At 68.4% G+C, this 21,590-nt stretch carries 20 protein-coding genes, 1 tRNA gene and 1 pseudogene; 2 read left to right on the top strand and 20 right to left on the bottom strand.

What is annotated here, in order from left to right; all coding sequences use genetic code 11:
• Nucleotide 1 precedes the first annotated feature (1 nt).
• A complete protein-coding gene (locus ACFWAY_RS40620; protein WP_378514521.1) occupies nucleotides 2-442 on the bottom strand; it encodes an SRPBCC family protein in 441 nt (146 codons plus the stop codon).
• Between the two features lie 154 nt (nucleotides 443-596).
• On the opposite strand from ACFWAY_RS40620, the gene ACFWAY_RS40615 reads away from it, so the two are divergent.
• Nucleotides 597-2,069 (top strand): MFS transporter, encoded by a 1,473-nt coding sequence (locus ACFWAY_RS40615; protein WP_378514520.1) that lies wholly within the window; start codon nucleotides 597-599, stop codon nucleotides 2,067-2,069.
• A gap of 14 nt (nucleotides 2,070-2,083) precedes the next feature.
• On the opposite strand, the gene ACFWAY_RS40610 is transcribed toward ACFWAY_RS40615, so the two are convergent.
• Nucleotides 2,084-2,962, bottom strand: coding sequence for a sigma-70 family RNA polymerase sigma factor (locus ACFWAY_RS40610; protein ID WP_378454742.1), 879 nt, complete (start codon nucleotides 2,960-2,962; stop codon nucleotides 2,084-2,086).
• 182 nt (nucleotides 2,963-3,144) lie between these two features.
• On the opposite strand from ACFWAY_RS40610, the gene ACFWAY_RS40605 reads away from it, so the two are divergent.
• Complete coding sequence (locus ACFWAY_RS40605; RefSeq protein ID WP_378454759.1) at nucleotides 3,145-3,906, top strand: L,D-transpeptidase family protein; 762 nt, start codon at nucleotides 3,145-3,147, stop codon at nucleotides 3,904-3,906.
• A 65-nt stretch (nucleotides 3,907-3,971) separates the two neighbouring features.
• Here ACFWAY_RS40605 and ACFWAY_RS40600 read toward each other — a convergent pair.
• From ACFWAY_RS40600 to ACFWAY_RS40515, 18 genes and pseudogenes are all read right to left on the bottom strand, one after another.
• A tRNA-Pro gene (locus tag ACFWAY_RS40600) sits at nucleotides 3,972-4,048 on the bottom strand.
• Nucleotides 4,049-4,134: 86 nt separating this feature from the next.
• Nucleotides 4,135-5,562 (bottom strand): ribosome biogenesis GTPase Der, encoded by a 1,428-nt coding sequence (gene der / locus ACFWAY_RS40595; RefSeq protein ID WP_378454743.1) that lies wholly within the window; start codon nucleotides 5,560-5,562, stop codon nucleotides 4,135-4,137.
• The gene (gene cmk, locus ACFWAY_RS40590) at nucleotides 5,559-6,248 is read right to left on the bottom strand and encodes a (d)CMP kinase (RefSeq protein WP_378514519.1); all 690 of its coding nucleotides are present in this window, start codon (nucleotides 6,246-6,248) and stop codon (nucleotides 5,559-5,561) included. The genes der and cmk overlap by 4 nt, the downstream gene beginning before the upstream one ends.
• Nucleotides 6,245-7,309: a pseudouridine synthase gene (locus ACFWAY_RS40585; protein WP_378454745.1), complete on the bottom strand. Its 1,065-nt coding sequence runs from the start codon at nucleotides 7,307-7,309 to the stop codon at nucleotides 6,245-6,247. The genes cmk and ACFWAY_RS40585 overlap by 4 nt, the downstream gene beginning before the upstream one ends.
• A gap of 16 nt (nucleotides 7,310-7,325) precedes the next feature.
• Entirely contained in the window at nucleotides 7,326-8,018 is a 693-nt protein-coding gene (gene scpB, locus ACFWAY_RS40580; protein ID WP_378454746.1) for an SMC-Scp complex subunit ScpB, read from the bottom strand.
• A complete protein-coding gene (locus ACFWAY_RS40575; protein ID WP_378454747.1) occupies nucleotides 8,015-8,890 on the bottom strand; it encodes a segregation and condensation protein A in 876 nt (291 codons plus the stop codon). The genes scpB and ACFWAY_RS40575 overlap by 4 nt, the downstream gene beginning before the upstream one ends.
• A complete protein-coding gene (locus ACFWAY_RS40570) occupies nucleotides 8,891-9,895 on the bottom strand; it encodes a ParA family protein (protein ID WP_378454748.1) in 1,005 nt (334 codons plus the stop codon). It abuts the gene before it with no gap.
• A 58-nt stretch (nucleotides 9,896-9,953) separates the two neighbouring features.
• Nucleotides 9,954-10,776, bottom strand: a pseudogene (locus ACFWAY_RS40565) (tyrosine-type recombinase/integrase).
• A 1-nt stretch (nucleotide 10,777) separates the two neighbouring features.
• The gene (locus tag ACFWAY_RS40560) at nucleotides 10,778-11,446 is read right to left on the bottom strand and encodes an NUDIX domain-containing protein (protein WP_378454749.1); all 669 of its coding nucleotides are present in this window, start codon (nucleotides 11,444-11,446) and stop codon (nucleotides 10,778-10,780) included.
• A 13-nt stretch (nucleotides 11,447-11,459) separates the two neighbouring features.
• Nucleotides 11,460-13,238: a CTP synthase gene (locus ACFWAY_RS40555; RefSeq protein WP_378454750.1), complete on the bottom strand. Its 1,779-nt coding sequence runs from the start codon at nucleotides 13,236-13,238 to the stop codon at nucleotides 11,460-11,462.
• A gap of 141 nt (nucleotides 13,239-13,379) precedes the next feature.
• A complete protein-coding gene (locus ACFWAY_RS40550; protein ID WP_378454751.1) occupies nucleotides 13,380-14,330 on the bottom strand; it encodes a copper transporter in 951 nt (316 codons plus the stop codon).
• The gene (gene steA, locus ACFWAY_RS40545) at nucleotides 14,327-15,511 is read right to left on the bottom strand and encodes a putative cytokinetic ring protein SteA (protein WP_005243185.1); all 1,185 of its coding nucleotides are present in this window, start codon (nucleotides 15,509-15,511) and stop codon (nucleotides 14,327-14,329) included. Before steA ends, ACFWAY_RS40550 begins: the two co-directional genes overlap by 4 nt.
• Before the next feature lie 110 nt (nucleotides 15,512-15,621).
• A complete protein-coding gene (recN, locus tag ACFWAY_RS40540) occupies nucleotides 15,622-17,394 on the bottom strand; it encodes a DNA repair protein RecN (protein WP_378514518.1) in 1,773 nt (590 codons plus the stop codon).
• Between the two features lie 2 nt (nucleotides 17,395-17,396).
• Nucleotides 17,397-18,359: an NAD kinase gene (locus ACFWAY_RS40535; RefSeq protein WP_378514517.1), complete on the bottom strand. Its 963-nt coding sequence runs from the start codon at nucleotides 18,357-18,359 to the stop codon at nucleotides 17,397-17,399.
• Nucleotides 18,356-19,186, bottom strand: a complete 831-nt coding sequence (locus tag ACFWAY_RS40530) for a TlyA family RNA methyltransferase (RefSeq protein ID WP_378514516.1) — start codon at nucleotides 19,184-19,186, stop codon at nucleotides 18,356-18,358. The genes ACFWAY_RS40535 and ACFWAY_RS40530 overlap by 4 nt, the downstream gene beginning before the upstream one ends.
• 1 nt (nucleotide 19,187) lies before the next feature.
• The gene (locus ACFWAY_RS40525) at nucleotides 19,188-19,415 is read right to left on the bottom strand and encodes a hypothetical protein (RefSeq protein ID WP_043943807.1); all 228 of its coding nucleotides are present in this window, start codon (nucleotides 19,413-19,415) and stop codon (nucleotides 19,188-19,190) included.
• A gap of 77 nt (nucleotides 19,416-19,492) precedes the next feature.
• A complete protein-coding gene (locus tag ACFWAY_RS40520) occupies nucleotides 19,493-20,488 on the bottom strand; it encodes an HAD-IIA family hydrolase (RefSeq protein ID WP_378514515.1) in 996 nt (331 codons plus the stop codon).
• Nucleotides 20,485-21,450: a tetratricopeptide repeat protein gene (locus tag ACFWAY_RS40515; RefSeq protein ID WP_378514514.1), complete on the bottom strand. Its 966-nt coding sequence runs from the start codon at nucleotides 21,448-21,450 to the stop codon at nucleotides 20,485-20,487. The genes ACFWAY_RS40520 and ACFWAY_RS40515 overlap by 4 nt, the downstream gene beginning before the upstream one ends.
• Between the last annotated feature and the right edge of the window lie 140 nt (nucleotides 21,451-21,590).

The following is a 21,590-nucleotide window of genomic DNA, read 5'->3' as shown; positions in this document are numbered from 1 at the left end:
GTCACTTCTCCGCGGCGGCCTTGATCCGCTGCGCGAAATCGGGTGCGTCCTTCCGGGCCGCCCGCAGCGCGAGAGGTGCGATCAGCTTTCCGATTCCGTGACCCTCCAGCACGTTGAAGATCGTCACCTTGGTGCCTGCGCCCGAGGGTTCGAGGTCGTAACCACCCTCTTTCGCGGTCACGGAATTCTTCGAACGCTCCGCCCAGCGAATCTTCCGGGGCGCCTCGAATTCGGTGATCTCGAACTCCCGCTTCGTGGTCATCCCGGCGTCCTTGACCGTGCTGACGAAGATGGTGCCGACTCCCGGAGGACCGTCCGTCTTCTTCACGATCTCCTGCACCCGGGGACTGAACTCCCGGTCGTTGACCCCCGCGGCGAGGTAGTCGAACACTTCCTCGATGGGGCGATTGATCACAACAGTGCCTTCGAACCGTCCAGCCATGCCAGCCTCCCGTTTCCGTGACCTGCCGGGTTCCGACAGTACTCGCGACGTAGCCGCGGCGCGGTCACATCGCCGCCGGGCCGTCGGTCATAGAAGTGACGGCCGGCAACGCGGCGTCTCCTGCAAGGGACCCTGAACACAGGAAGGCTTCGACATGGACACCTCGGTCACCAACAGTTCCCGGGCCGGGCGATCGACCCCGGCACGCCCGTTTCTCTCCACCGCCAGAGGCACCCTCACGCTGACGCTGTTGTGCGCCGTGGCATTTCTCGACTTCGTCGACGCATCCATCGTCAACATCGCCCTGCCCGACATGCGCAGCGACCTGGATATCTCGGTTCAGGAACTGCAATGGGTACCGAGCGCGTACCTCCTCACCTACGGCGGATTCATGCTGCTCGGCGGCCGCCTGGCCGACCTGCTCGGGCGCCGCCGCGTGCTCGTCACCGGCACCGTCATGATCGGGCTGTCGTCGCTGATCGGCGGGTTCGCCGGAAACGCGGAGGTCCTGATCGGCACGCGCCTCGCGCAGGGTGTCGGTGCGGCACTGATGCTTCCGGCCGCGCTGTCGATTCTGACGACGACGTTCGAGGAGGGCCCCGAACGGCATACCGCACTCGGCGTCTGGGCCGGGGTGGGCGGTCTCGCATCGGCCGTCGGTGTCTTTCTCGGCGGCGTGCTCACCGAGGGGCCGGGCTGGCGATGGGTGCTGTTCGTGAACCCTCTGGCATGCGCGCTCGTACTGCCGGCGGTCTTCGCGCTCATTCCCGGCGACCGGCGCCGCGCCCGGTTCGCACACTTCGACGTCGCGGGCAGTGTGCTCGGCACCGGCGGGATGCTGTTGCTCGTCTACGCCCTGGTGAAGGCACCCGACCAGGGATGGGGCAGCGCCCGCACGATCGCCGAGTTCGCCGGTGCATTCGTGCTGATCGCGGCGTTCGTGATCAACGAGCAGCGCAACCCGCACCCCCTGCTGCCGCTGTCGATCTTCCGCATCAAGGGTTTGGCCGCCGCCAACGTCACGGGGCTGATCGCCTTCGCCGGTCTGATCGCGATGTTCTTCTTCCTGACTCTCTACATGCAGAACGTTCTCGGCTACTCCCCCATCCAAACCGGTACGGCCTACCTCCCGCTCTGCCTGGGTGTCGGTATCGCCGCCGGGATCTCCTCCCAGTTGCTCACCCGGACCGGAACCCGTCCCGTCATCGTCGCGGGAGCGCTGGTGGCCTCGGCCGGCCTCTACCTGCTGTCCCGGATCCCCGTCGACGGCACCTATCTCAGCGACCTGCTTCCCGGACTGATGGTCGTGTCGTTCGGTCTCGGCGCCGTCTTCGTCGGCGTCACGACCGCAGCCAACGCCGGTGTGCCTGCCGGCGAGGCAGGGCTCGCGGCAGCGTTGCTGAACGCCTCACAGCAAGTCGGCAGCGCACTCGGTCTCGCGATCTTCGCTGCGATCGCCACCTCACACTCCCAGCATCTGCTCGCAGCGAATTCGCCTGTGCCCGAGGCACTCACCTTCGGCTTCCAGCGAGCGCTGCTGGCCGGCAGCATCTTCCTCGTCGCCGCGGCAGTGATCGGCCTGCGCACCGACAACGCACACGGAGACGGCGAGCACCGCACGAGCTGACCCAGGCGGGCTCGTCAGTCGAGGTTCTCGACGACGAGCCCGGCGAGGCGCTCACGGTCGGCGAGGATGTCGATCTCGACGATCTTCCCCCGCCGGATCGTGACGCCCAGGACCGACAGCAGCTGTCCGTCGGAGATCGCGACCACTCCGGCGGCACCGTTGACGAGCGCCGGATGCGCGAACCGAGCCAGCCGAGCGAACCCGAGGACCCGGCCCGCGACGGTCTCCGCGCCGCGCACCATAGTGGACGCGCCTGCAGGCAACGCTCCGGTATCGGCGCGGAGCACGACATCCGGATCGAGCACCGCCACCAGCGCGTCGAAGTCGCCGTTTCTCGCTGCCCCCAGGAACGCGTCGACGATCGCCCGCTGACGGACCGGATCGGTGTCGGGAACGGGCGCTCCCTGCAGACGCCGGCGTGCGCGGCTGGCCAGTTGCCGGGCGGCCGCCGGGGTTCGCTCCACGATCGGGGCGATGTCCTCGAAGGGCACCGCGAACATATCGTGCAGCACGAACGCCAGTCGCTCCGCAGGAGCGAGCGTGCCGAGGACCACGAGCAGCGCGAGACCAACCGAATCGGCCAGCACCGCCTCGTGTTCGGGGTCGCTGCCCTCCGCCCGGGTCACGATCGGGTCGGGCACCCCCGCGTCCAGGGGAGCTTCCCGCCGTGACCTGCGTGACTGCAGCATGTTCAGGCACACCCGTGCCACCACGGTCGTCAGCCAGCCGCCCAGGTTCTCGACGGTGTCGGCGTCGGTGCGGCTCAGTCGCAGCCAGGATTCCTGCACGGCGTCCTCGGCCTCGCTGAGCGAGCCGAGCATCCGGTAGGCCACCGCGCGCAGGTGCGTGCGATGGGCCTCGAACTGCTGCGCCAGCACGTCGTTCTCGTTCATCGGTCACATCCCTTCGTCGCAGTCTGTCAACTGTGTGACCGGCGAAACTCGGCCGATGTGACAACGGCGCGTCGTCCGTGTCCCTCCGATGCGCGCAATGCGTCCAGTTTCCCTGGTTCCGCTGTCCGATATCGCCGTGGTTAACTGAAATGACGCTCACAGTCTCTGAAGGGCTGGACGGCATGTGGAAAGCGCAGCAGGTCGGACGTCTGTTCCTCGTCTCGGTACTCGCGGCACTGGCCGTGTGCGGGGTGAGCGCCACCGCGTCGGCGCATGTCCCGGCAGTCACCGGGAAGGTCGTCGCGCCGGCACTCTCCCCCGCCAGCGGGCAAGTCGTCGGCATCGCGCATCCTGTCGTCGTCCGGTTCGCGTCACCGGTGCCCGATCGCGCCCTCGCCGAGCGTGGTGTCCGGATCACCCCGTCGACGCCGGTGCCCGGACAGTTCTCCTGGATCGGCGACCGCACCGTGCAGTGGACCCCGGCGCACTTCTGGCCGGCCGACACACGGGTGACCGTCGAGGCGGCGGGCGCGAGGTCGCAGTTCCAGGTGGGTGACGCACTCGTCGCCGTCGCGAACACGACGACGCACCAGTTCACGGTCAGCATCAACGATCAGGTCGTGCAGACCATGCCGGCGTCCATGGGCAAACCCGGATACGAGACACCGCTCGGGACGTTCCCCGTCATCGAGCAGTTCCGCGACATGATCATGGACTCGTCGACGTACGGCGTCCCGATCGACGACGAGGAGGGCTACCGCCTCTACGTCGAGTACGCCACCCGCATCACGTGGGGCGGGATCTTCGTGCACGCCGCACCGTGGTCGGTGAACTCGCAGGGCTTCGAGAACGTCAGCCACGGCTGCATCAATCTCAGCACCGAGAACGCGCAGTGGTTCTACGACAACGCCAAGATCGGCGACCCGGTCATCGTCACGGATTGAGTCCCGGACCGGAGACACAGAAAAGGCGGCTTCCCGTCTCCGGGAAACCGCCTTCGCTGATCATCTGGTCGGGCTGACAGGATTTGAACCTGCGACCACTTGACCCCCAGTCAAGTGCGCTACCAAGCTGCGCCACAGCCCGTCCACACCCTCGTTCAGGTGCTCGATGAGATTACATCAGGGGCAGTCCGTAACGCTAATCGACTGGTCAGGGCACATTCCGTCAGATCAACGACCTCGCCGCTCACGCTTTTCGCGCACCCGCACCGAGATGCGGACGGGGCTGCCGTCGAAATTGAACTCCTCGCGCAGACGCCGCTCCAGGAACCGGCGGTAGCCCGCCTCCAGGAACCCGGTCGTGAACAGCACGAACGTCGGCGGGCGTGTTCCGGCCTGCGTGGCGAACATCACCCGAGGCAGCCGGCCACCGCGCATCGGCGGCGGAGTGGCGGCGACGACCTCCTTGAGCCAGGTGTTGAGCCGGCCCGTGGGAATGCGCTTGTCCCAGGACTCCAATGCGGTGTCCAGGGCGGGGACGAGCTTCTGCACCGCGCGCCCCGTCTGCGCCGAGATGTTGACGCGCTGCGCCCACGGCACCCGCACCAGGTCCCGATCGACTTCCCGATCGAGCTGGAGGCGCCGGTCCTCGTCGACGAGATCCCACTTGTTGAACGCGATGACGAGGGCCCGGCCGGCGTCGGCCACCATGCTCAGCACGCGCAGGTCCTGCTCCGAGACCGGCTCGGATGCGTCGATCAGCAGAATCGCGACCTCGGCGGCCTCGATGGCGCTCTTCGTCCGCAGCGACGCGTAGAACTCGGCGCCGCTGGCGTGGCTGACCCGCTTGCGCAGGCCGGCGGTGTCGACGAAACGCCACGGCCTGCCGCCGAGCTCCACGATCGAGTCGACCGGATCGACGGTGGTACCCGCGACGTTGTGGACCACCGAACGCTCGTCGCCCGACAGCTTGTTCAGCAGGCTCGACTTCCCGACGTTCGGCTTCCCGACCAGAGCCACGCGACGCGGCCCGCCGCCGGGGATGCCTTCACGCGGGGTCTCCGGGAGGGCGGCGAGCACCTCGTCGAGGAGATCGCCGGTCCCGCGGCCGTGCGTCGCGCTCACCGAGTGCGGTTGTCCGAGACCGAGCGACCACAGTGCGGCCACCTCGGATTCGGTGCGGCCGTCGTCCACCTTGTTGGCCACCAGCAGAACCGGGGTCTTGGACCGGCGCAGCACCTTGGCCACGGCCTCGTCCGTTGCGGTGGCGCCGACGACGGCGTCGACCACGAGGAGGATCGCATCCGCGGTCTGCATCGCCAGTTCCGCCTGCCGCGCCACCGACTGCTGCAGGCCCTTGGCGTCGGGTTCCCAGCCACCGGTGTCCTGCACCATGAAGCGGCGGCCACTCCAGTTCGCCTCGTAGGAGACGCGGTCCCGGGTGACACCGGGAATGTCCTCGACCACGGCTTCGCGTCGGCCGATGATCCGGTTGACGAGCGTCGACTTACCGACGTTCGGGCGCCCGACCACTGCGAGGGTGGGAACCGGGACGTGGGACTCTCCGTCGCCGCCGTCTTCGAGGTCCAGGACCTCCCAGTCGGATTCCTCACTCCAGGTGCCGTCGCCTGCGAACTCGGTGGTGAATTGTTCGGTCACTGCCCTGCTCCAATTCTTTCGCCTACCACCAGCAGCAACCTGCCGATCACGTCGTCGATTCCGAGTTCGCTGGTGTCGACCAGCACGGAATCGTCGGCCGGCCGCAGCGGCGACACGGCGCGCGTGGAGTCGAGGTGGTCACGACGCTGCACATCGGCCAGCACGGCCGCGTAGTCGTCGCCTCGTCCTTCCGCGAGATTCTGCGCATTCCTGCGCTGTGCCCGGGCTTCCGCCGAGGCGGTGAGGTAGATCTTCACGTCGGCGTCCGGGATCACGACGGTGCCGATGTCCCGGCCCTCGACGACGATCCGTTCGGCCTCGCCGGCGAGACGACGCTGCGCCGCGACGAGCAGTTCACGCACGGCCGGTACGGCGGAGACAGCCGAGACGGCCTTGGTCACCGCGTCGCCGCGAATCTCCTCCCCCACGTCCTCACCGTCGAGCAGGACCTGCTCGCCTGCCGGGTCGGTGCCGATCGACCACGGCAGACCGGCGGTCGCGTCGGCGATCGCCGCGGGATCGGTGAGGTCCACACCCTTACGCAGCGCATGCAGCGTCGCGATCCGGTACATGGCGCCGGTGTCGAGGTAACGGGCACCGAGCCGCTGGGCCAGCATCCGCGAGACGCTCGACTTCCCGGTTCCGGACGGGCCGTCCATCGCGACGACCAGCGACGAGGTACTCACAGGCCCACCGCCCCGTAGAGACCGCCGACCTCGCCTCGACCGAGTACGCGCAGCGTGCCGGGGCGCTGCTCGCCGAGGGCGACCGCGCCGATGTCCGTCCGGACCAGCCGGATGACGGGGTGTCCCACGGCCTCGAACAGGCGGCGCACGATGTGCTTGCGGCCTTCGTGCAGCGTGACGCGGACGAGCGATTTGCCCTCGTTGATGTCGAGGAGCGTGAACGTGTCGACCTTCGCCGGTCCGTCGTCGAGCTCGACACCCTCTTTGAGTTTCTTTCCGACGCCGCGTTCGAGGGCACCCGACACGGTCGCCAGGTACGTCTTCGACACCTCGAAGGACGGGTGCATCAGTCGATGCGCCAGGTCTCCGTCGTTGGTGAGCAGCAGCAGCCCCTCGGTGTCGGCGTCCAGTCGACCGACGTGGAACAATCGCTGACCTGCGGCGACCCGCTCGGAGACGATGTCGCCGACGCACGGGCGACCCAGGTCGTCCGACATCGTCGACTGCCAGCCGCGGGGCTTGTTCAGCGCGAGGTGGACCAGGTCCTTCTGCACGACTACGCGGACACCGTCCACGCGCACCACTGCGTTCTCGGGGTCGATGCGCAGTCCCTGTTCGATGACGATGCGGCCGTCGACCTCGACGCGACCCTGCGAGATCAGTTCCTCGGCCGCACGGCGCGACGCGACACCGGCCTGGGCGAGAACCTTCTGCAGTCGCATGCCGTCGCCCTGCGGCGGGCCGACGGGCCGATCGGCGGCGTCGGCGTACTGGTGCCGGGCCGGCTTGGCGTTGCTGACCTTGGGCGCCTGGGTCTGGGCGCGCTGCGGCTTGGCCGACTTGGGCTTGCCGCGTTTGTTCTTCGCGGCCGCGGCGTCGGGCCTGCCCGACTTCCCCTTGACGGCGTCCGACCTGGTCGGACGCCGATCGGTCTCGGAGCGGCTCGGTCGCCCTCCGGCTTCCGACCTGTCCGAGCGACCCCCGGTCTCCGACCTGGTGGGGCGCTGCTTCTTGTTGTTGTTGCGATCCGGTGTGCCATCTCGGCGAGCGGGTTTCTTCACTTTTGTACTATCCCTGTCAGTCTTCGGTGTCCAGCCCGGTGTCCAACTCTTCTGTGGAAGCCGTAGCTCTATTCATTCTCGCAAATCGTGGATCAGATTCCAGACTGTCACTGATGTCATCTATCAGATCCACGTCAGGTAACAGCGGAGCCAAGGCGGGAAGATCGGCGAGAGACGCCAAGCCGAGCCGTTCCAGGAAGAGCTCCGTCGTCGAATACTGCGTGGCGTTGGTATCGGGATCGACGCCGGCTTCGGCGATCAATCCGCGAGCGAGAAGTGTGCGCACCACACCATCCACGTTGACGCCGCGCACCGCACTGATCCGTGCGCGGGTCAACGGTTGACGGTATGCCACCACGGCCAGAGTTTCCAAAGCCGCCCTCGTCAGTTTGGACCGCGCGCCGTCGAGCAGGAGTCGTTCCACGTAGGGGGCGTACGCGGTGCGCGTGTAGAGACGCCAACCGTCACCGGCATATCGGAGGTCCATCCCGCTCCCACGGGCGGTGAGCTCGGTGGACATGCGGTTCAGCACGTCGGTGATGCGATTCACAGAAGCGCCGGTCGCGGAGGCGAGCAATTCGGCTCCGGCGGGAGAGTCGACGACCAGCAGCAGCGACTCGAGAACGGCTTCGAGTTCGGTGTCCGACAGCTCGGGTTCTGCGTCGACGGCGCCCAGGTCGTCCGACTCGTCGAACGGGGCCGAACTCATCCGTCATCCTCCTCGGTCACCGGGGCGTGTGTGCCCTCCCCGGTCCAGCTCACCAACAATTCCCCGAGCGGCTCGGGCTGTTCGAACAACACCGACCGCTCGCGATACAGCTCGAGCAGCGCCAGGAATCTCGCCACGATCAGGGCGGTCACCTCGCACTCCGAGACCAGGTCGCCGAAGGTCGCCCATTCCCCGGCTCCTCGTTCGCGGAGCAGTTCCAGCATCCGCGCCGCCTGTTCGGGCACCGACACCGCGTGCATGTCGTGCAGATGGTCGAGTCCCACGGTGGGCTTCGGGCGCGGCGTGAACACTGTCGCGGCGATCTCCGCGAACCGCTGCGGGTCGACACCGAGCAACACTTCCGGCAACAACCGGGTGAACTGGTCCTCCAGGGCCGCCGAACGCGGGTACCGGCGCAGCGCGGCCGCCTCGAGCTCACCGAACAGTTGCGCCACCTGCTTGTACGCGCGGTACTGCAGCAGCCGGGCGAACAGCAGGTCGCGCGCCTCGAGGAGCGCGAGGTCCTCGGCGTCCTCCACCTGCCCCGCCGGGAGCAGACGCGCCGCCTTCAGGTCGAGCAGCGTCGCGGCGACCACCAGGAATTCGGTGGTCTGATCGAGACCCATCTCCGAGCCGAGCGTGCGGGTGTAGGCGATGAAGTCGTCCGTCACCTGGTGCAGCGCGACTTCCGTCACGTCCAGCTGTCGCTGGTTGATCAGGGTGAGGAGCAGGTCGAACGGTCCCTCGAAATTCCGCAGCGTCACCCGGAAGCCGGGCTTGACCGCGGGCGCCTGCTGATCCTCGGCCTGCGATACCTGGGTCTGCGGGTCCTCGGTCTGCGGTGGAGCCGGAATGTCCTGCGTATTCACCACTTACCGGCCGGACCGGTGAATGACCTCGCGTGCCAGCGCACGGTAAGCCTCGGCGCCGGTCGATTTCGGCGCCCAGGTGGTGATCGGTTCCCCGGCGACCGAGGTCTCGGGGAAGCGCACGGTGCGGTTGATCACGGTGTCGTACACGAGATCCCCGAACACCTCCACCACGCGGGCCATCACCTCGCGGGCGTGCAGGGTCCGCGAGTCGAACATCGTCACCACGATGCCGGCGAGTTCCAGCCGCGGGTTGAGCCGGTCGTGGACCTTCTCGACCGTGTCGTTGAGCAGCGCCAGTCCGCGCAGGCTGAAGTACTCGCACTCCATCGGGATGATCACCGAGTCCGCGCAGGCCAGCGCGTTGACCGTGAGCAGACCGAGGGACGGCTGGCAGTCGATGAGGACGTAGTCGTACCGGTCGAGCACGGGATGCAGCACGCGCCCGAGCGTCTGTTCCCGCCCGACCTCGGTGACGAGCTGGATCTCTGCCGCCGACAGGTCGATGTTGCTCGGCAGAAGGTCGAGGCCCTCGACGCGCGTCCTCATCAGGACGTCGTCGATCGAGACGCGGGGTTCGACGAGGAGATTGTGGACGGTCAGTTCGAGGTCGTGGTGCGCGACTCCGAGGCCCGCGGACAGCGCCCCCTGGGGATCGAGGTCGACGAGCAGGACACGTCGGCCGAATTCGGCCAGCGACGCACCCAGGTTGATCGTCGACGTCGTCTTGCCGACGCCACCCTTCTGGTTGCACATCGCGATGATCTTGGCGGGGCCGTGCGAGGGCAACGGGGTGGGTTCCGGCACCTCACGCGTCGGCCGTCCCGTGGGGCCGAGCTCACCCCCCACGACCACGGCAGCGTCCTCGAACAAGGCTGCGGGTTCGGTTTGCCGCACGTCGAACATGTCGCCCTCCGGTTGCGAGTGCTCTGACTCCGCCGCTGGCGGCTGCGGTGTCACCACGGTCCGATGATCCCCTGTTCTCTCGATGATCGCTGCCGATCCCACATCGTTATACGAACGCTACCGCCTCGTACCGTAAATTTTCCCCTCGACACGCTTTCCGTCACCTCGCCCGGGGGTGCGCTCCGGCCCACACCTCGCGCAGCGCACCCACTGTCACCAGCGTATATATCTGGGTGGTCGTCACCGAGGCATGTCCCAGCAGTTCCTGGACGACGCGGACGTCGGCGCCGCCGTCGAGCAGGTGGGTCGCGAACGAGTGGCGGAGCGCGTGCGGCGACACCGCCGACGAGATGCCCGCCGCGTCCGCCGCGGTCTGCAGCACCTTCCACGCGCTCTGGCGGGCCGGCCTACCGGCACCACCCGCTGCTTGCCGCCCTTTCCCCGCAGCAGCACCGACCGGGTCTCGGTGTCGACATCGTCGACGTCCAGGCCGACGGCTTCGGAGATGCGGGCGCCCGTCGAATACAGCAACTCGAGCAGCGCGCGGTCGCGGACCGCCCGGGGTCCGTCGGCGGGTCCGCTGCCTCCGACCGCCTCCAGCAGCGCCAGTACCTCGTTGACCGGTAGAGACTTGGGGAGCCGTTTCGCCGGCGACGGCGGCCGCACGTCCCGGGCGACGTCCCCGGCAGTCATCCCCTCGGCCGCGGCAACCGGTGGAATCCGCGCACCGCGATCAGGGCGCGGGCCGCCGAGCTCGCGGCCAGCGGCGGCAGTTCGCGAGCCGGATCGCCGGTTCGCAGAGCGATCACGAAGTCACTGACATCCTGTTCGCGGATCCTGCCGATGTCGGTGACCTCCCGGTCGGCGAGGAACAGCGTGTACCGCTCGAGGTCGCGGCGGTACGAACCGAGGGTGTTGCGGGCAGCTCCGCGCTCGACGGCCAGGTGGTCGAGGTCCGAATCCACCTGCCGCGCTATCACCACGTCATGCCCGCGCGGCCTCGTCCCCGGCGGCACGCGAGCGTTTCCGCTCGCTGAACCTGTCGGGGCGATCGACCCAGGGCGCGGCCACTTCGCGGAGTTCGCCGAGACCGCCCGGCCGGGACCGAGCAGAGGCGAGGGCCATCACCCCGGCCACGGCCGTGGCGTTGACGATGCTCCCGTTCAGCACCATCGACACGACCTCGTCGAGCGGGATCCGCTCGATCTCGAGGTCGGCTTCCTCGTCCTCCGGGTCGGGCCGATCCACGTCGTACAGGTCCTCGGCGAGGAACACGCGCACCGACTCGTCCGTGAACCCGGGCGAGAGAACGACATCCACGAGAACCGCCCAGCGACGAGCCCCGAGCCCGGTCTCCTCCGCCAGCTCGCGCCCGGCGGCGTCGACGGGGTCCTCCCCAGGCTCGTCCAGTAGGCCCGCCGGGATTTCCCACAACCGGCGCCCCACCGGGTGCCGGTACTGGTGGATCAGGACGACCCGGTCCTCGTCGTCGAGCACCACGACGGCGACGGCGCCGTGGTGCTCGACGACCTCACGTTCGGCGGTCCGGCCGTCCGGCATCGCGACGTGATCCACCCGGAGGGCGAGGATCGCGCCGCTGTAGACGGCGCGCGAGTCGAGAGTCTCGAATTCGTGCCGGCCGGTCTCGGTCATGTTCGGTCTCGCCCTATCCCGCGCTGTCGACCGACGCGACCTCGTCGCGGTCGGCGGAGTCGGCGAGTTCGTCATCGGCGGCTACGGCCGCGGCCCGCTCCTCACCGTGCACGTCGACGGGGAGCCGCTCTTCGAGCTTGTGCCTCAGCGCCGCGTCGACGAACGCCGCGAACAGCGGGTGCGGACGCGTCGGACGGCTCTTCAGCTCGGGGTGCGCCTGCGTCGCGACGAAGAACGGGTGCTGGTCGGCCGGGTACTCGACGAACTCGACGAGGTGACCATCGGGCGAGGTTCCGCTGAACCGGAGTCCGCTCTTCGCGATCCGGTCGCGGTACGCGTTGTTGACCTCGTAGCGGTGACGGTGACGCTCCGACACCTCTTCGCTGCCGTACGCCCGGGCGACGACGGACCCCTTCGTCAGGACCGCGGGGTACGCACCGAGGCGCATCGTGCCGCCGAGATCCGCCTCGCCGGCGATGACGTCTTCCTGGTCGGCCATCGTGGAGATCACGGGGTGCGTGGTCTCGGGCTCGAACTCGGCAGAGTTGGCGTCGTCGAGACCCACGCTGCGCGCGGCCTCGATCACGACGCACTGCAGGCCGAGGCACAGTCCGAGCAGCGGGATCTTCCGGTGGCGGGCGTACCGGATGGCGCCGAGCTTGCCCTCGATACCTCGGATTCCGAAGCCGCCGGGAATCAGCACGCCGTCGACCTCGCCGAGTGCGGCCTGCGCGCCCGTCTCCGTCTCACACGCGTCGGACGGCACCCAGGAGATTTCCACCTTCGAGCGATTCGCGAACCCGCCGGCGCGCAGCGCCTCGGTGACGGACAGGTAGGCGTCCGGCAGGTCGACGTACTTTCCGACCAGCGCGATCCGCACGGTCTCGCGCGGCTGGTGGACGCGCTCGAGCAGGTTGCCCCACACGGTCCAGTCCACGTCGCGGAACGGCAGACCCAGCTGACGCACCACGTACGCGTCGAGGCCCTCGCTGTGCAGCACCTTCGGGATGTCGTAGATCGAGGGCGCGTCGGGGGTCGAGATGCACCCGTCGACGTCGACGTCGCACATGAGCGCGATCTTGTTCTTCAGCGCCGGGGGAACCTCCCGGTCGCAGCGCAGGATCAGCGCGTCGGGCTGGATACCGATGTTCCGCAGCGCCGCAACCGAGTGCTGGGTGGGCTTCGTCTTGAGCTCACCCGACGGCGCCAGGTACGGAACCAGGGAGACGTGGAGGAAGAAAACGTTGTCGCGACCGACGTCGTGGCGCACCTGACGGGCGGCCTCGAGGAACGGCTGCGACTCGATGTCGCCGACGGTGCCACCGATCTCCGTGATGACGACGTCGGGCTGGTGTCCCTGGAGGTCCGGTCCGCTCATGGCGAGGATCCGGCTCTTGATCTCGTCCGTGATGTGCGGGATGACCTGGACGGTGTCGCCCAGGTATTCGCCGCGCCGCTCCTTGGCGATGACCGTCGAATACACCTGGCCGGTGGTCACATTCGCCTGACCGGACAGGTCGCGGTCGAGGAAGCGCTCGTAGTGGCCGACGTCGAGGTCGGTCTCGGCGCCATCCTCGGTGACGAACACCTCACCGTGCTGGAAGGGGTTCATCGTGCCCGGATCGACGTTGAGATACGGATCCAGTTTCTGCATGGTCACGCGCATTCCTCGCGCGGTCAGCAATTGCCCGAGGCTCGAGGCTGTGAGGCCCTTGCCGAGTGAGGAGGCGACGCCGCCGCTCACGAAGATGTGCTTGGTAGCGGTACGCGAATGAGTGCGTGACTGTGGCAAAGGGGCTCCCGTGACGACTGTGCAGGGCTTGGTCTGTTCGAGCAATGCTGGGGCCTGCCGACCCACGGGACTTCACGGTAACACCTTGTCGTACGTCCCGGAAACAACGCGCCGCGATTGCCCGCCCCGATGTGACGCGCGCTACGCCGGGGTGGCCCCCACGGTGACTCCGGTGGTGCCGGGCCCGGTGCCGTACCGGCCGGCGCCGCCGTTCAGTTGCTCCTGCAGCGCGAGCGGGACGGTGATCTTGCCCGCTTCCCGGTCGATGTTGTCGATCGTGGTCAGCGCCGCGGAGAGGGCCGCGTCGGCCCGCGCCACGGCGACCGCACCGTTGCCCTGCGCCGACGCCGGACGTCCGGCGAGAACCGCCCCGGCACCGCGCGAATCCAGCGCGCCCGCGAACCGGGCCACCACCGCACCGCGATTGCCGCTGACGCCGTCCTCCACGTCGCGATCTCCGGTCAGCACCACAGCGACCTGTGCCGGTTGGACTGCACCGTCGTCGTAGCTGACGAATCCCGCACCGCGGAGGGTCTCCAGGGCCAGCGCCATCTCCTGCGCGGAACTCTGTGGCTGGCCCGTCTCCTTGCCGAGCATGAGGACCGAGCCCAGCAGGTCGCCCGCGAGACTGCCCTGGTCGACGGCCCCGGTCTTCAGCGTGACACCCGCAGGGATCACGTTGTTGACGACCGTCCGCAGCCGGTCACCGCCCGTGGCGTCCACGAACGAATCGGTCAACGAGACCCGGCCGGTCACCGACCCACCGGCCTGCGCGATCATGCGGTTGACCCCGTCGAGGTCGGCGGGGTCGGCATCCGGGGTCGTCACGACCATCACGGTGCGTTGTGCGAGCGAGTCGGCCACCACGCGGCCACCCACCGCGGAATCGAAGCCGTCCGCCGAGTTCAACTGCTCGGTCAGCTGGTTGTTGCGTTCGTTCGCCTTCTCCACGTCGGTCTGCAGGTCGGCCTTGTCGTCGCGCAGTCCCGACACGAGACCGCTCGACAACAGGCCGGAGCCCATCACCACGCCGATTGCCAGAGCCAGGAAGATCGCCGCTATGGAAATGGCATGTTGACGCAGAGAAATCACTTGAAGAACCCTTGGACCCACAACGCGAAGCTGTTCCACGTCGCGACGGCCCAGTCCAGTGCCTCACCACCGATGTTCGACACCACCAGGGCCACGATCACCGCCACGAGAGCGGCCAGCACGAGCAGCGCGATCGCCCCGCCCGACACCCGGCTCCGGTACAGGGTCGCCACGGCCTTCGCGTCCACCAGTTTCGGCCCGACCTTCAGGCGGGTCATGAACGCCGACGGGTTGCTGTCGCGGCGCCCGCGGTCGAAGAATTCGTCGAGGGAGACGGTGCTCCCGACCGTGACGATCAGCGACGCGCCGTGATGATCGGCCAGCAGCAGCGCCAGGTCGGACGGGGACCCCGACGCGGGGAACGTCATCGCTCCGATGCCGAGGTCCTGGATCCGTGACAGACCGGGTGCGTGACCGTCCTGGTCGGCGGGAAGAACCACCTCGGCGCCCGACTTCAACGTGGCACTCGTGATGTCCTCGGGGTCGCCGACGATGAGATCCGGGCGATAGCCCGCCGACTTCAGGACGTCGGCGCCTGCCCCGACGCCGATGAGGATCGGCGAGTACTCCTTGATGAACGGCTTGAGGTTCTTCAGGTCGGACGCGTGATCCGGGCCGTCGGACACGATCACGACGTGCCGTTCCTTCATGTCGACGTCGACGTCGGGGACTCCGACACCGTCGATCAACAGCGGACTCTCGGTGCGGATGAACTCGATGGTGTTGCCGGAGAACGCCTCGAGGTGGTCGACCAGACCGGTCTTCGCCTCGATCATCCGGTCGGAGATCTCCGCCTCGGTCTGTTCGTCGCCCTTGGCGATGCGCCGCTCCCCGGAGTAGACACCTCCCCCGTTCACCCGGACCTTGCTGCCGTCCTTGATGCTCTTGAAGATCTCGGCGCCGGCCGAATCCACCAGGAGGATGCCGTTGGCGACGATCACCTCCGGACCGAGGTTGGGATAACGCCCCGAGATCGAGGGCGACGCGTTGATCACTGCGAGAACGCCGGCCTTCACCAGGGCGTCCGCGGTCCCGCGATCGAGGTCGAGCTCGTCGAGAACGACGATGTCACCGGGTCCGACGCGTCGCAGCAACTTGGCCGTGTTGCGATCCACCCTGGCGATGCCGCTGACCCCAGGCAAAGTTTCGGTGTTACGTGACAGCAGTGCCGGCATCTTCATGAGTTCGATGATGGACCGGAAGCAGGACCGACCTGTGGAGGCGCGCCGAACCGTTTACCACATCAGTCACACCATTACCACGGGTGCAGCCGACGGTCCGCCGGACCGGTTCAGACGGAACGCTCGGCGTTGGCGGTGGCCAACAGTTCCTCCGCGTGGGCGCGCCCGGTCTCCGTGTCGTCGAGTCCGGCGAGCATCCGGGCCAGTTCCACCACCCGCTCGTCATCGGTGAGTGTGTGCACACCGCTGCTGACGACGCCGTCCGCGTCGTCGACCTTGTCGACCACCAGGTGAGTGTCCGCGAACGCCGCGACCTGCGGCAGGTGCGTCACGACGATGACCTGGTGCGTCCGGGCGAGCCGGGCCAGTCGCCGGCCGATCTCGACCGCGGCCCGGCCGCCGACGCCGGCGTCGACCTCGTCGAACACCATCGTCGCGCCCGAATCGGACCCGGCGAGCACTACCTCGAGGGCCAGCATCACGCGCGAGAGTTCACCGCCGGACGCGCTCTTGCTGATGGGTAGCGACTGTGCACCGCTGTGCGCCGACAGCCGGAATTCCACTTCGTCGACGCCGGACGATCCCGCGTGCAGTTCCGTGCCGTCGACGGTGAGCGGTGCCGTGTCCTGCGGTCCGGCGATCCGGGGCCGGACCGACACCTCGAGAGCGGCCCGGCCCATCGCCAGACCTGCAAGTTCGGAACTGACCGCCTTGGCGAGCTTGACCGCAGCCTTGACGCGGGCCGCGGTCAGCTTCGACGCGGCCTCGGCGGTGGACGCCGCCGACTCCTCGACCTGCTTCGTCAACGCCGCCAATGCATCGGAGGACACGTCGATCTTCTCGAGCCTCGCACGGGCGTTGCCTGCCCATTCCAGTACGCCGTCGACGTCGGCGGCGTACTTGCGGGTGAGGTTCTTCAGTTCCGCCTGCCGCGACAGCAGGGAGTCCAGCGCCCCCGGATCCGCCGGAAGCCCGGCGAGATACGTGGTCAGATCCGCGGAGACGTCGGTGACCACCGCGATCGCATCGGCGAGCCGCGGTCCGAGCCCGTCGAGTTCGGGGTCGGTGGCCGATTCGATCCGGGCCCGCGCCTCGGACAACAGATCCAGCGCGGGTGCGCCGACGCCGTCGCCGTCCATGTCGTCGCCGCCGGCGAGCGCGGCGTGCGCTTCCTCGGCCGCCGAGCGCAGCGAGTCGAGTTCACTGAGCCTGCGCACCTCCGACACGATCGACTCGTCCTCGCCCGGGGTGGGGGCGACGCCGTCGATCTCGTTCAGGGCGAACGTCAGCTGGTCGGCTTCCTGCGCGAGTTCCCGGGTACGCCCGGTGCGTTCGATCAGCTCGGATCGCGCGGTCACCCATTCGTCGCGGTGCTTACGGTACCGCGCCAGCAGCGGGCCGACCGTCTTGTCCGCGAACCTGTCCAGGGCGGCGCACTGCTGGTCCGGGCGGAGCAGCCGCAGCTGATCGTTCTGCCCGTGCACGGTGAGCAGCGGATCGGTGAACTCGGACAGCACGCCCGCCGGAACACTGCGCCCACCCAGGTGGGCGCGGGACCGTCCGTCGCTGCCGACGGTCCGCACCGCGATGATGGTGCCGTCCTCGTCGCGCTCGGCGCCGGTCGATTCGAGCAGCCGGGAGACGGCACGTTCGACGTGCTCCGAACCCTCGTCCGTCATGAACCGGCCCTCGACCACGGCACGGGGAGCGCCGAGACGCACCCGGCCCGCGTCCGCTCGCGCGCCGCTGAGCAGGTGCAGGCTCGTCACCACCATCGTCTTGCCCGCACCGGTCTCACCGGTGAGCACCGTCAAACCTTCGTGGAATTGCGCCGACGCCTCGGAGATCACACCGAGGTTGTCGATCCTGATCTCTGCCAGCACGTCTAGGGCTTCCTTCCTCGCCACCCGGTGACGGGCAGCTCGAACTTTCGCACCATCCGGTCCGCGAACGGCGCCGAATCCAGTCGTATCCAACGAACGGGTTCCTTGCCACGCACCACCTCGACGCGAGCGCCCGCGGGCAGCTCGAGGGTCCGGCGACCGTCGCAGAACACCAGACCGTCGTGGCTGCCTGCCACCGTCTCCACCGCGATCAGCGAATTCGGGCTCGTCACGAGAGGGCGCGCGAACAGCGCGTGCGCGTTGCTCGGGACCACCAGCAGGGCCTCCAACTCCGGCCACACCACGGGGCCGCCGGCCGAGAACGCGTATGCCGTCGACCCGGTCGGGGTGGAGATGAGGACACCGTCGCAGCCGAACGCCGACACGGGGCGGCCGTCCACCTCGAGCACCACCTCGAGGACACCGAGCCGGGACCGGTTCTCGATGCTCGCCTCGTTGAGTGCCCAGCCGCGTTCGATGATCTCGTCGTCCACCCGGACCAGCACGTCCAGCGTCATGCGGTGTTCGATGCGGTATTCACGACGCACCACCTGGGCGAGCGCCTCGTCGAGGTGCTCGGCCTCCGTTTCCGCGAGGAACCCGATCCGGCCGAGGTTGATGCCCAGAACCGGAATGGACGCGGCCTGGGCGAGTTCCGCTGCCCGGAGGAATGTTCCGTCCCCGCCGAGGACGAGCACCATCTCGCAACCGAGGGCGGCGTCGGGGCCGGCCTGCACGATGGTGACTTCCAGCCCGGGAACCAGGAATTCGTCGGCCGCCATGCCGTCCATCGGTTCGATGCGGGTGCTGTCGACCTCGTCGACGAGGACGCGCAGTCCGATCCCGGCCCGCTCGAAGATCTTGCCGACACGTCGCGCGGTCTCCGTGATCTCGGCGCGGCCCGGGTGCGCCACGAGCAGGATCTCCCGCTCGCGTTGCCGGGCGCCGCTGCTTCCCCCGCTCACTGTGGTCCCTCCTGCACCGCGGTGCGGATCAACTCTTCTACCGACTCGACCGGTCCATCATCCGTCCCGGGTGTGACATCCGCGCGGAGCCACAGGAAGTACTCGACGTTCCCCGACGGTCCCGGCAGCGGACTGGCCACTGCACCGACGGTACGCAGTCCCAGCGACGCTGCCGTATTCGCGACATCCAGCACCGCGGTGACGCGCAGCTCCGGGTCCCGCACCACGCCACCGGAGCCCACGTGGTCCTTGCCGACCTCGAACTGCGGCTTCACCATCGGAATCAGATCTGCGCCCTCGGCCGCGCAGGCGACGAACGCCGGGAGGACGAGCTTCAGGGAGATGAACGAGAGGTCCGCGACCACCAGATCGACCGGGCCGCCGATCTGCTCGGCGTCGATGGATCGCACGTTGGTCCGGTCCACGACATGGACGCGTTCGTCGGACTGCAGCCGCCACACCAGCTGGCCGTAGCCGACGTCCACCGCCACGACCTCCCGCGCGCCGCGGTGAAGCAGCACATCGGTGAAGCCGCCGGTGGACGCGCCGGCGTCGAGGCAACGCCTGGCCTCGACCTCGAGTCCGCGGGGCCCGAAGGCCTCGAGCGCACCGAGAAGTTTGTGCGCCCCGCGCGATGCCCAGGACACTTCGTTGTCGACCTCGACCACCCGCAACGGAGTTCCCGCTGCGATTGCGGTGGCCGGTTTGGTGGCCGCCGCACCCGAGATCAGGACTCGGCCGGAGGAGATGAGTTCTTGCGCGTGCTCACGGGACCGGGCCAGTCCCCGCCGAACGAGTTCGGCATCCACCCGTGCTCGACGGGCCACGTCAGATCTTGTCCACGGTGGCCAGCGCCTCCACCAGCACGTCGTGCGCCTTCTCGAGCAGATGGGCTTTGCGTGGGATGACTCCGACGCCGTGCTCGTCGTCAGGATCCGGTTCGACGGCTCCGAGACGCGACAACAATCCGTCGACCTCCGTGTGGATCTTCTCGGGGTCGACACTCTGAGGAGGCCCAGGTAAATGGGCTCCCGGGCGCGGTATTGGCGTGCTCATCGGGCACAACGCTAGTCCATCGCGTTCCGATACGCATACAGCGAATCGCGTGACGAACAACGCGGGTCTGCCGGGTTTCAGGCACCCCAGCCGGAGACGACCGCAGTCACCGCGGGCGTCGTCGACGTGATCCGCGCGAAGTCGGGGAACTTCCAGGCGCCGACGGTCGCGGCCCGCAGCAGCGCCGCCGATTCCACCGGCTCGGCGGAATCGGTGGTCGGTTCGATCACCAGGTCGGTGCCGTCGAACTCGACGGACCACCGGCTGTCCTCACCGATGAGGGATTCCTCGGCGGGCCGGTTGAGCGCGTCCAGTTCGGACGCCAGATAGGTGGGCCGTTGCTCCGGGGCGGCGCGCAGCACGTCGACCGCGGTGCTCACGCCGGTGAGCACCAGCAGCGAGTCGAGACCGACGTTGTTGGCGCCTTCGATGTCGGTGTCCAGCCTGTCGCCCACGACGAGCGGGCGCACACAACTGCTGCGGCGCATCGCATCCTCCATGAGCGGCGCGGCCGGTTTACCCGCCACGAGCGGTTCGCGCGACGTCGCCGTGCGTAGCGCTGCGACCATCGATCCGTTGCCGAGGACGAGTCCGCGTTCGGTGGGGAGGGTCGAGTCCAGGTTCGCCGCCACCCAGACCGCACCGGCCCGGATCGCGAGCGTCGCCTCGGCGAGTATCGCCCAGTCCGTCGTCGGCGAATGTCCTTGGACGACAGCTGCGGGCGCGTCCTCGAACGACCGCACCGGGCGCAGCCCGACGTTCCGGACTTCGTCGGCGAGCGCTTCGGTTCCCACGATGAGCACCGGTGAATCGGGTGCGACGTTCTCCGCGAGCAGCCTGGCGGCGGACTGCGAACTCGTCACCACCGTCGACTCGTCGGCGTCGAAGCCGAGTTCGGTCAGGTGTTCAGCGACCTCGCCCGGTCTGCGACTGGCGTTGTTGGTCACGTAGTAGCACGACTGCTCCCCGGCCGCCAAAGCCTCTCGCGCACCGGGGATTTCCTGCGGACCCTGGTACAGGGTGCCGTCGAGGTCGAGCAGGAGGGCGTCGTAACCGTCGCGCAGGGCCGTCACTGATCGTCTCCGGTCAGCTCGGCCACACGCTCCTCCGCGTCGGTGTCACCCTCGAGATCCGCCGCGGCGGAATTGAGGAACCACTTGAGTCCGTCCTCGATGCGACCTGCCGCCACCAGGGCATCCGCGTACGCGTAGAACAGACGAGCGGGACCGGGACCGGTCCGCGAGGCGTCGAGATCGGGGGTCTGCAGCGTGACCACGGCCTGGTCGAACTGACCGAGGTCCATGCGCGCTCCGGCGACCACAATGCGCAGCTCGGCTGCCTCGTCACCGGACAGTGCAGCAGCTTCCTCGCTCCGCCCGAGTTCGATCGCACGCTCCGGGCGGCCCAGTCCACGTTCGCAGTCCGCCATCACCGCGAGCAGTCCGGGACCACCGGCCATGCGGCGAGCGGCGCGCAACTCCGACAGCGCCTCCGCCCATTCGCCGGCGTGATACGCGGTGATACCGGCGGCCTCACGCACGATGGCGATACGGCCCGCGCGTTGGCGCGCGGCGCGGGCATGCGCGAGCGCAAGTCTCGGATCGTCGTCGACGAGCTTGCCGGCCATCACCAGGTGACGCGCAACCGTGTTCGCGTTCGTCTTGTCCAGGCTCAGGAGGTCGCGTCGTACAGCGGGATCGAGCTCGCCGGCCTCGACGTTCTCGGGCAGATCCGGTTCGTCCGGGCGCGCCTGCTGCCGCTGCGGACGGTCGCCTTCACGTCCGCGAGGGGCGAAGCCGCCCTCGCCGCCACGACGGGGTCCGCCACCGCGGCGATCGCCCCCGGCGCCGCCACGGTTGTCGCGCGGATCACGACGGGGACCACCGGAGGAGCCACCACGACCCGAACCGCCGGCGCCGCCACGATCGCTACCGGACGCACCGCCACGATTGCTGTTGGAGGCACCGCCTCGATTATTGGAGGCACCGCCTCCACGGAAGGACCGACGTCCGTCGTCACTCTCCGACACAGTCATTCCTTTCATACAAACCACGAAAGGGGACCCAATATATTGGGTCCCCTTTCGGTAACGGATGTTCGGCGGTGTCCTACTCTCCCACACCCTGTCGGGTGCAGTACCATCGGCGCTGGAGGGCTTAGCTTCCGGGTTCGGAA

Origin of the sequence: Rhodococcus sp. NPDC059968, assembly GCF_042738615.1 — a bacterium.
GTDB lineage: Bacteria > Actinomycetota > Actinomycetes > Mycobacteriales > Mycobacteriaceae > Rhodococcus_F.
The sequence above is the reverse complement of the archived record's forward strand: the minus strand, read 5'-3'. Positions and strand labels throughout refer to the sequence as shown.

What these genes read in the sequence shown, in the direction of transcription:
- ACFWAY_RS40620 (WP_378514521.1), bottom strand. Translation starts at nt 442, where the DNA reads ATGGCTGGACGGTTCGAAGGCACTGTTGTGATCAATCGCCCCATCGAG.
- ACFWAY_RS40615 (WP_378514520.1), top strand. Translation starts at nt 597, where the DNA reads ATGGACACCTCGGTCACCAACAGTTCCCGGGCCGGGCGATCGACCCCG.
- ACFWAY_RS40610 (WP_378454742.1), bottom strand. Translation starts at nt 2,962, where the DNA reads ATGAACGAGAACGACGTGCTGGCGCAGCAGTTCGAGGCCCATCGCACG.
- ACFWAY_RS40605 (WP_378454759.1), top strand. Translation starts at nt 3,145, where the DNA reads ATGTGGAAAGCGCAGCAGGTCGGACGTCTGTTCCTCGTCTCGGTACTC.
- scpB (WP_378454746.1), bottom strand. Translation starts at nt 8,018, where the DNA reads ATGAGTTCGGCCCCGTTCGACGAGTCGGACGACCTGGGCGCCGTCGAC.
- ACFWAY_RS40560 (WP_378454749.1), bottom strand. Translation starts at nt 11,446, where the DNA reads ATGACCGAGACCGGCCGGCACGAATTCGAGACTCTCGACTCGCGCGCC.
- steA (WP_005243185.1), bottom strand. Translation starts at nt 15,511, where the DNA reads ATGAAGATGCCGGCACTGCTGTCACGTAACACCGAAACTTTGCCTGGG.
- ACFWAY_RS40525 (WP_043943807.1), bottom strand. Translation starts at nt 19,415, where the DNA reads ATGAGCACGCCAATACCGCGCCCGGGAGCCCATTTACCTGGGCCTCCT.
- ACFWAY_RS40515 (WP_378514514.1), bottom strand. Translation starts at nt 21,450, where the DNA reads ATGACTGTGTCGGAGAGTGACGACGGACGTCGGTCCTTCCGTGGAGGC.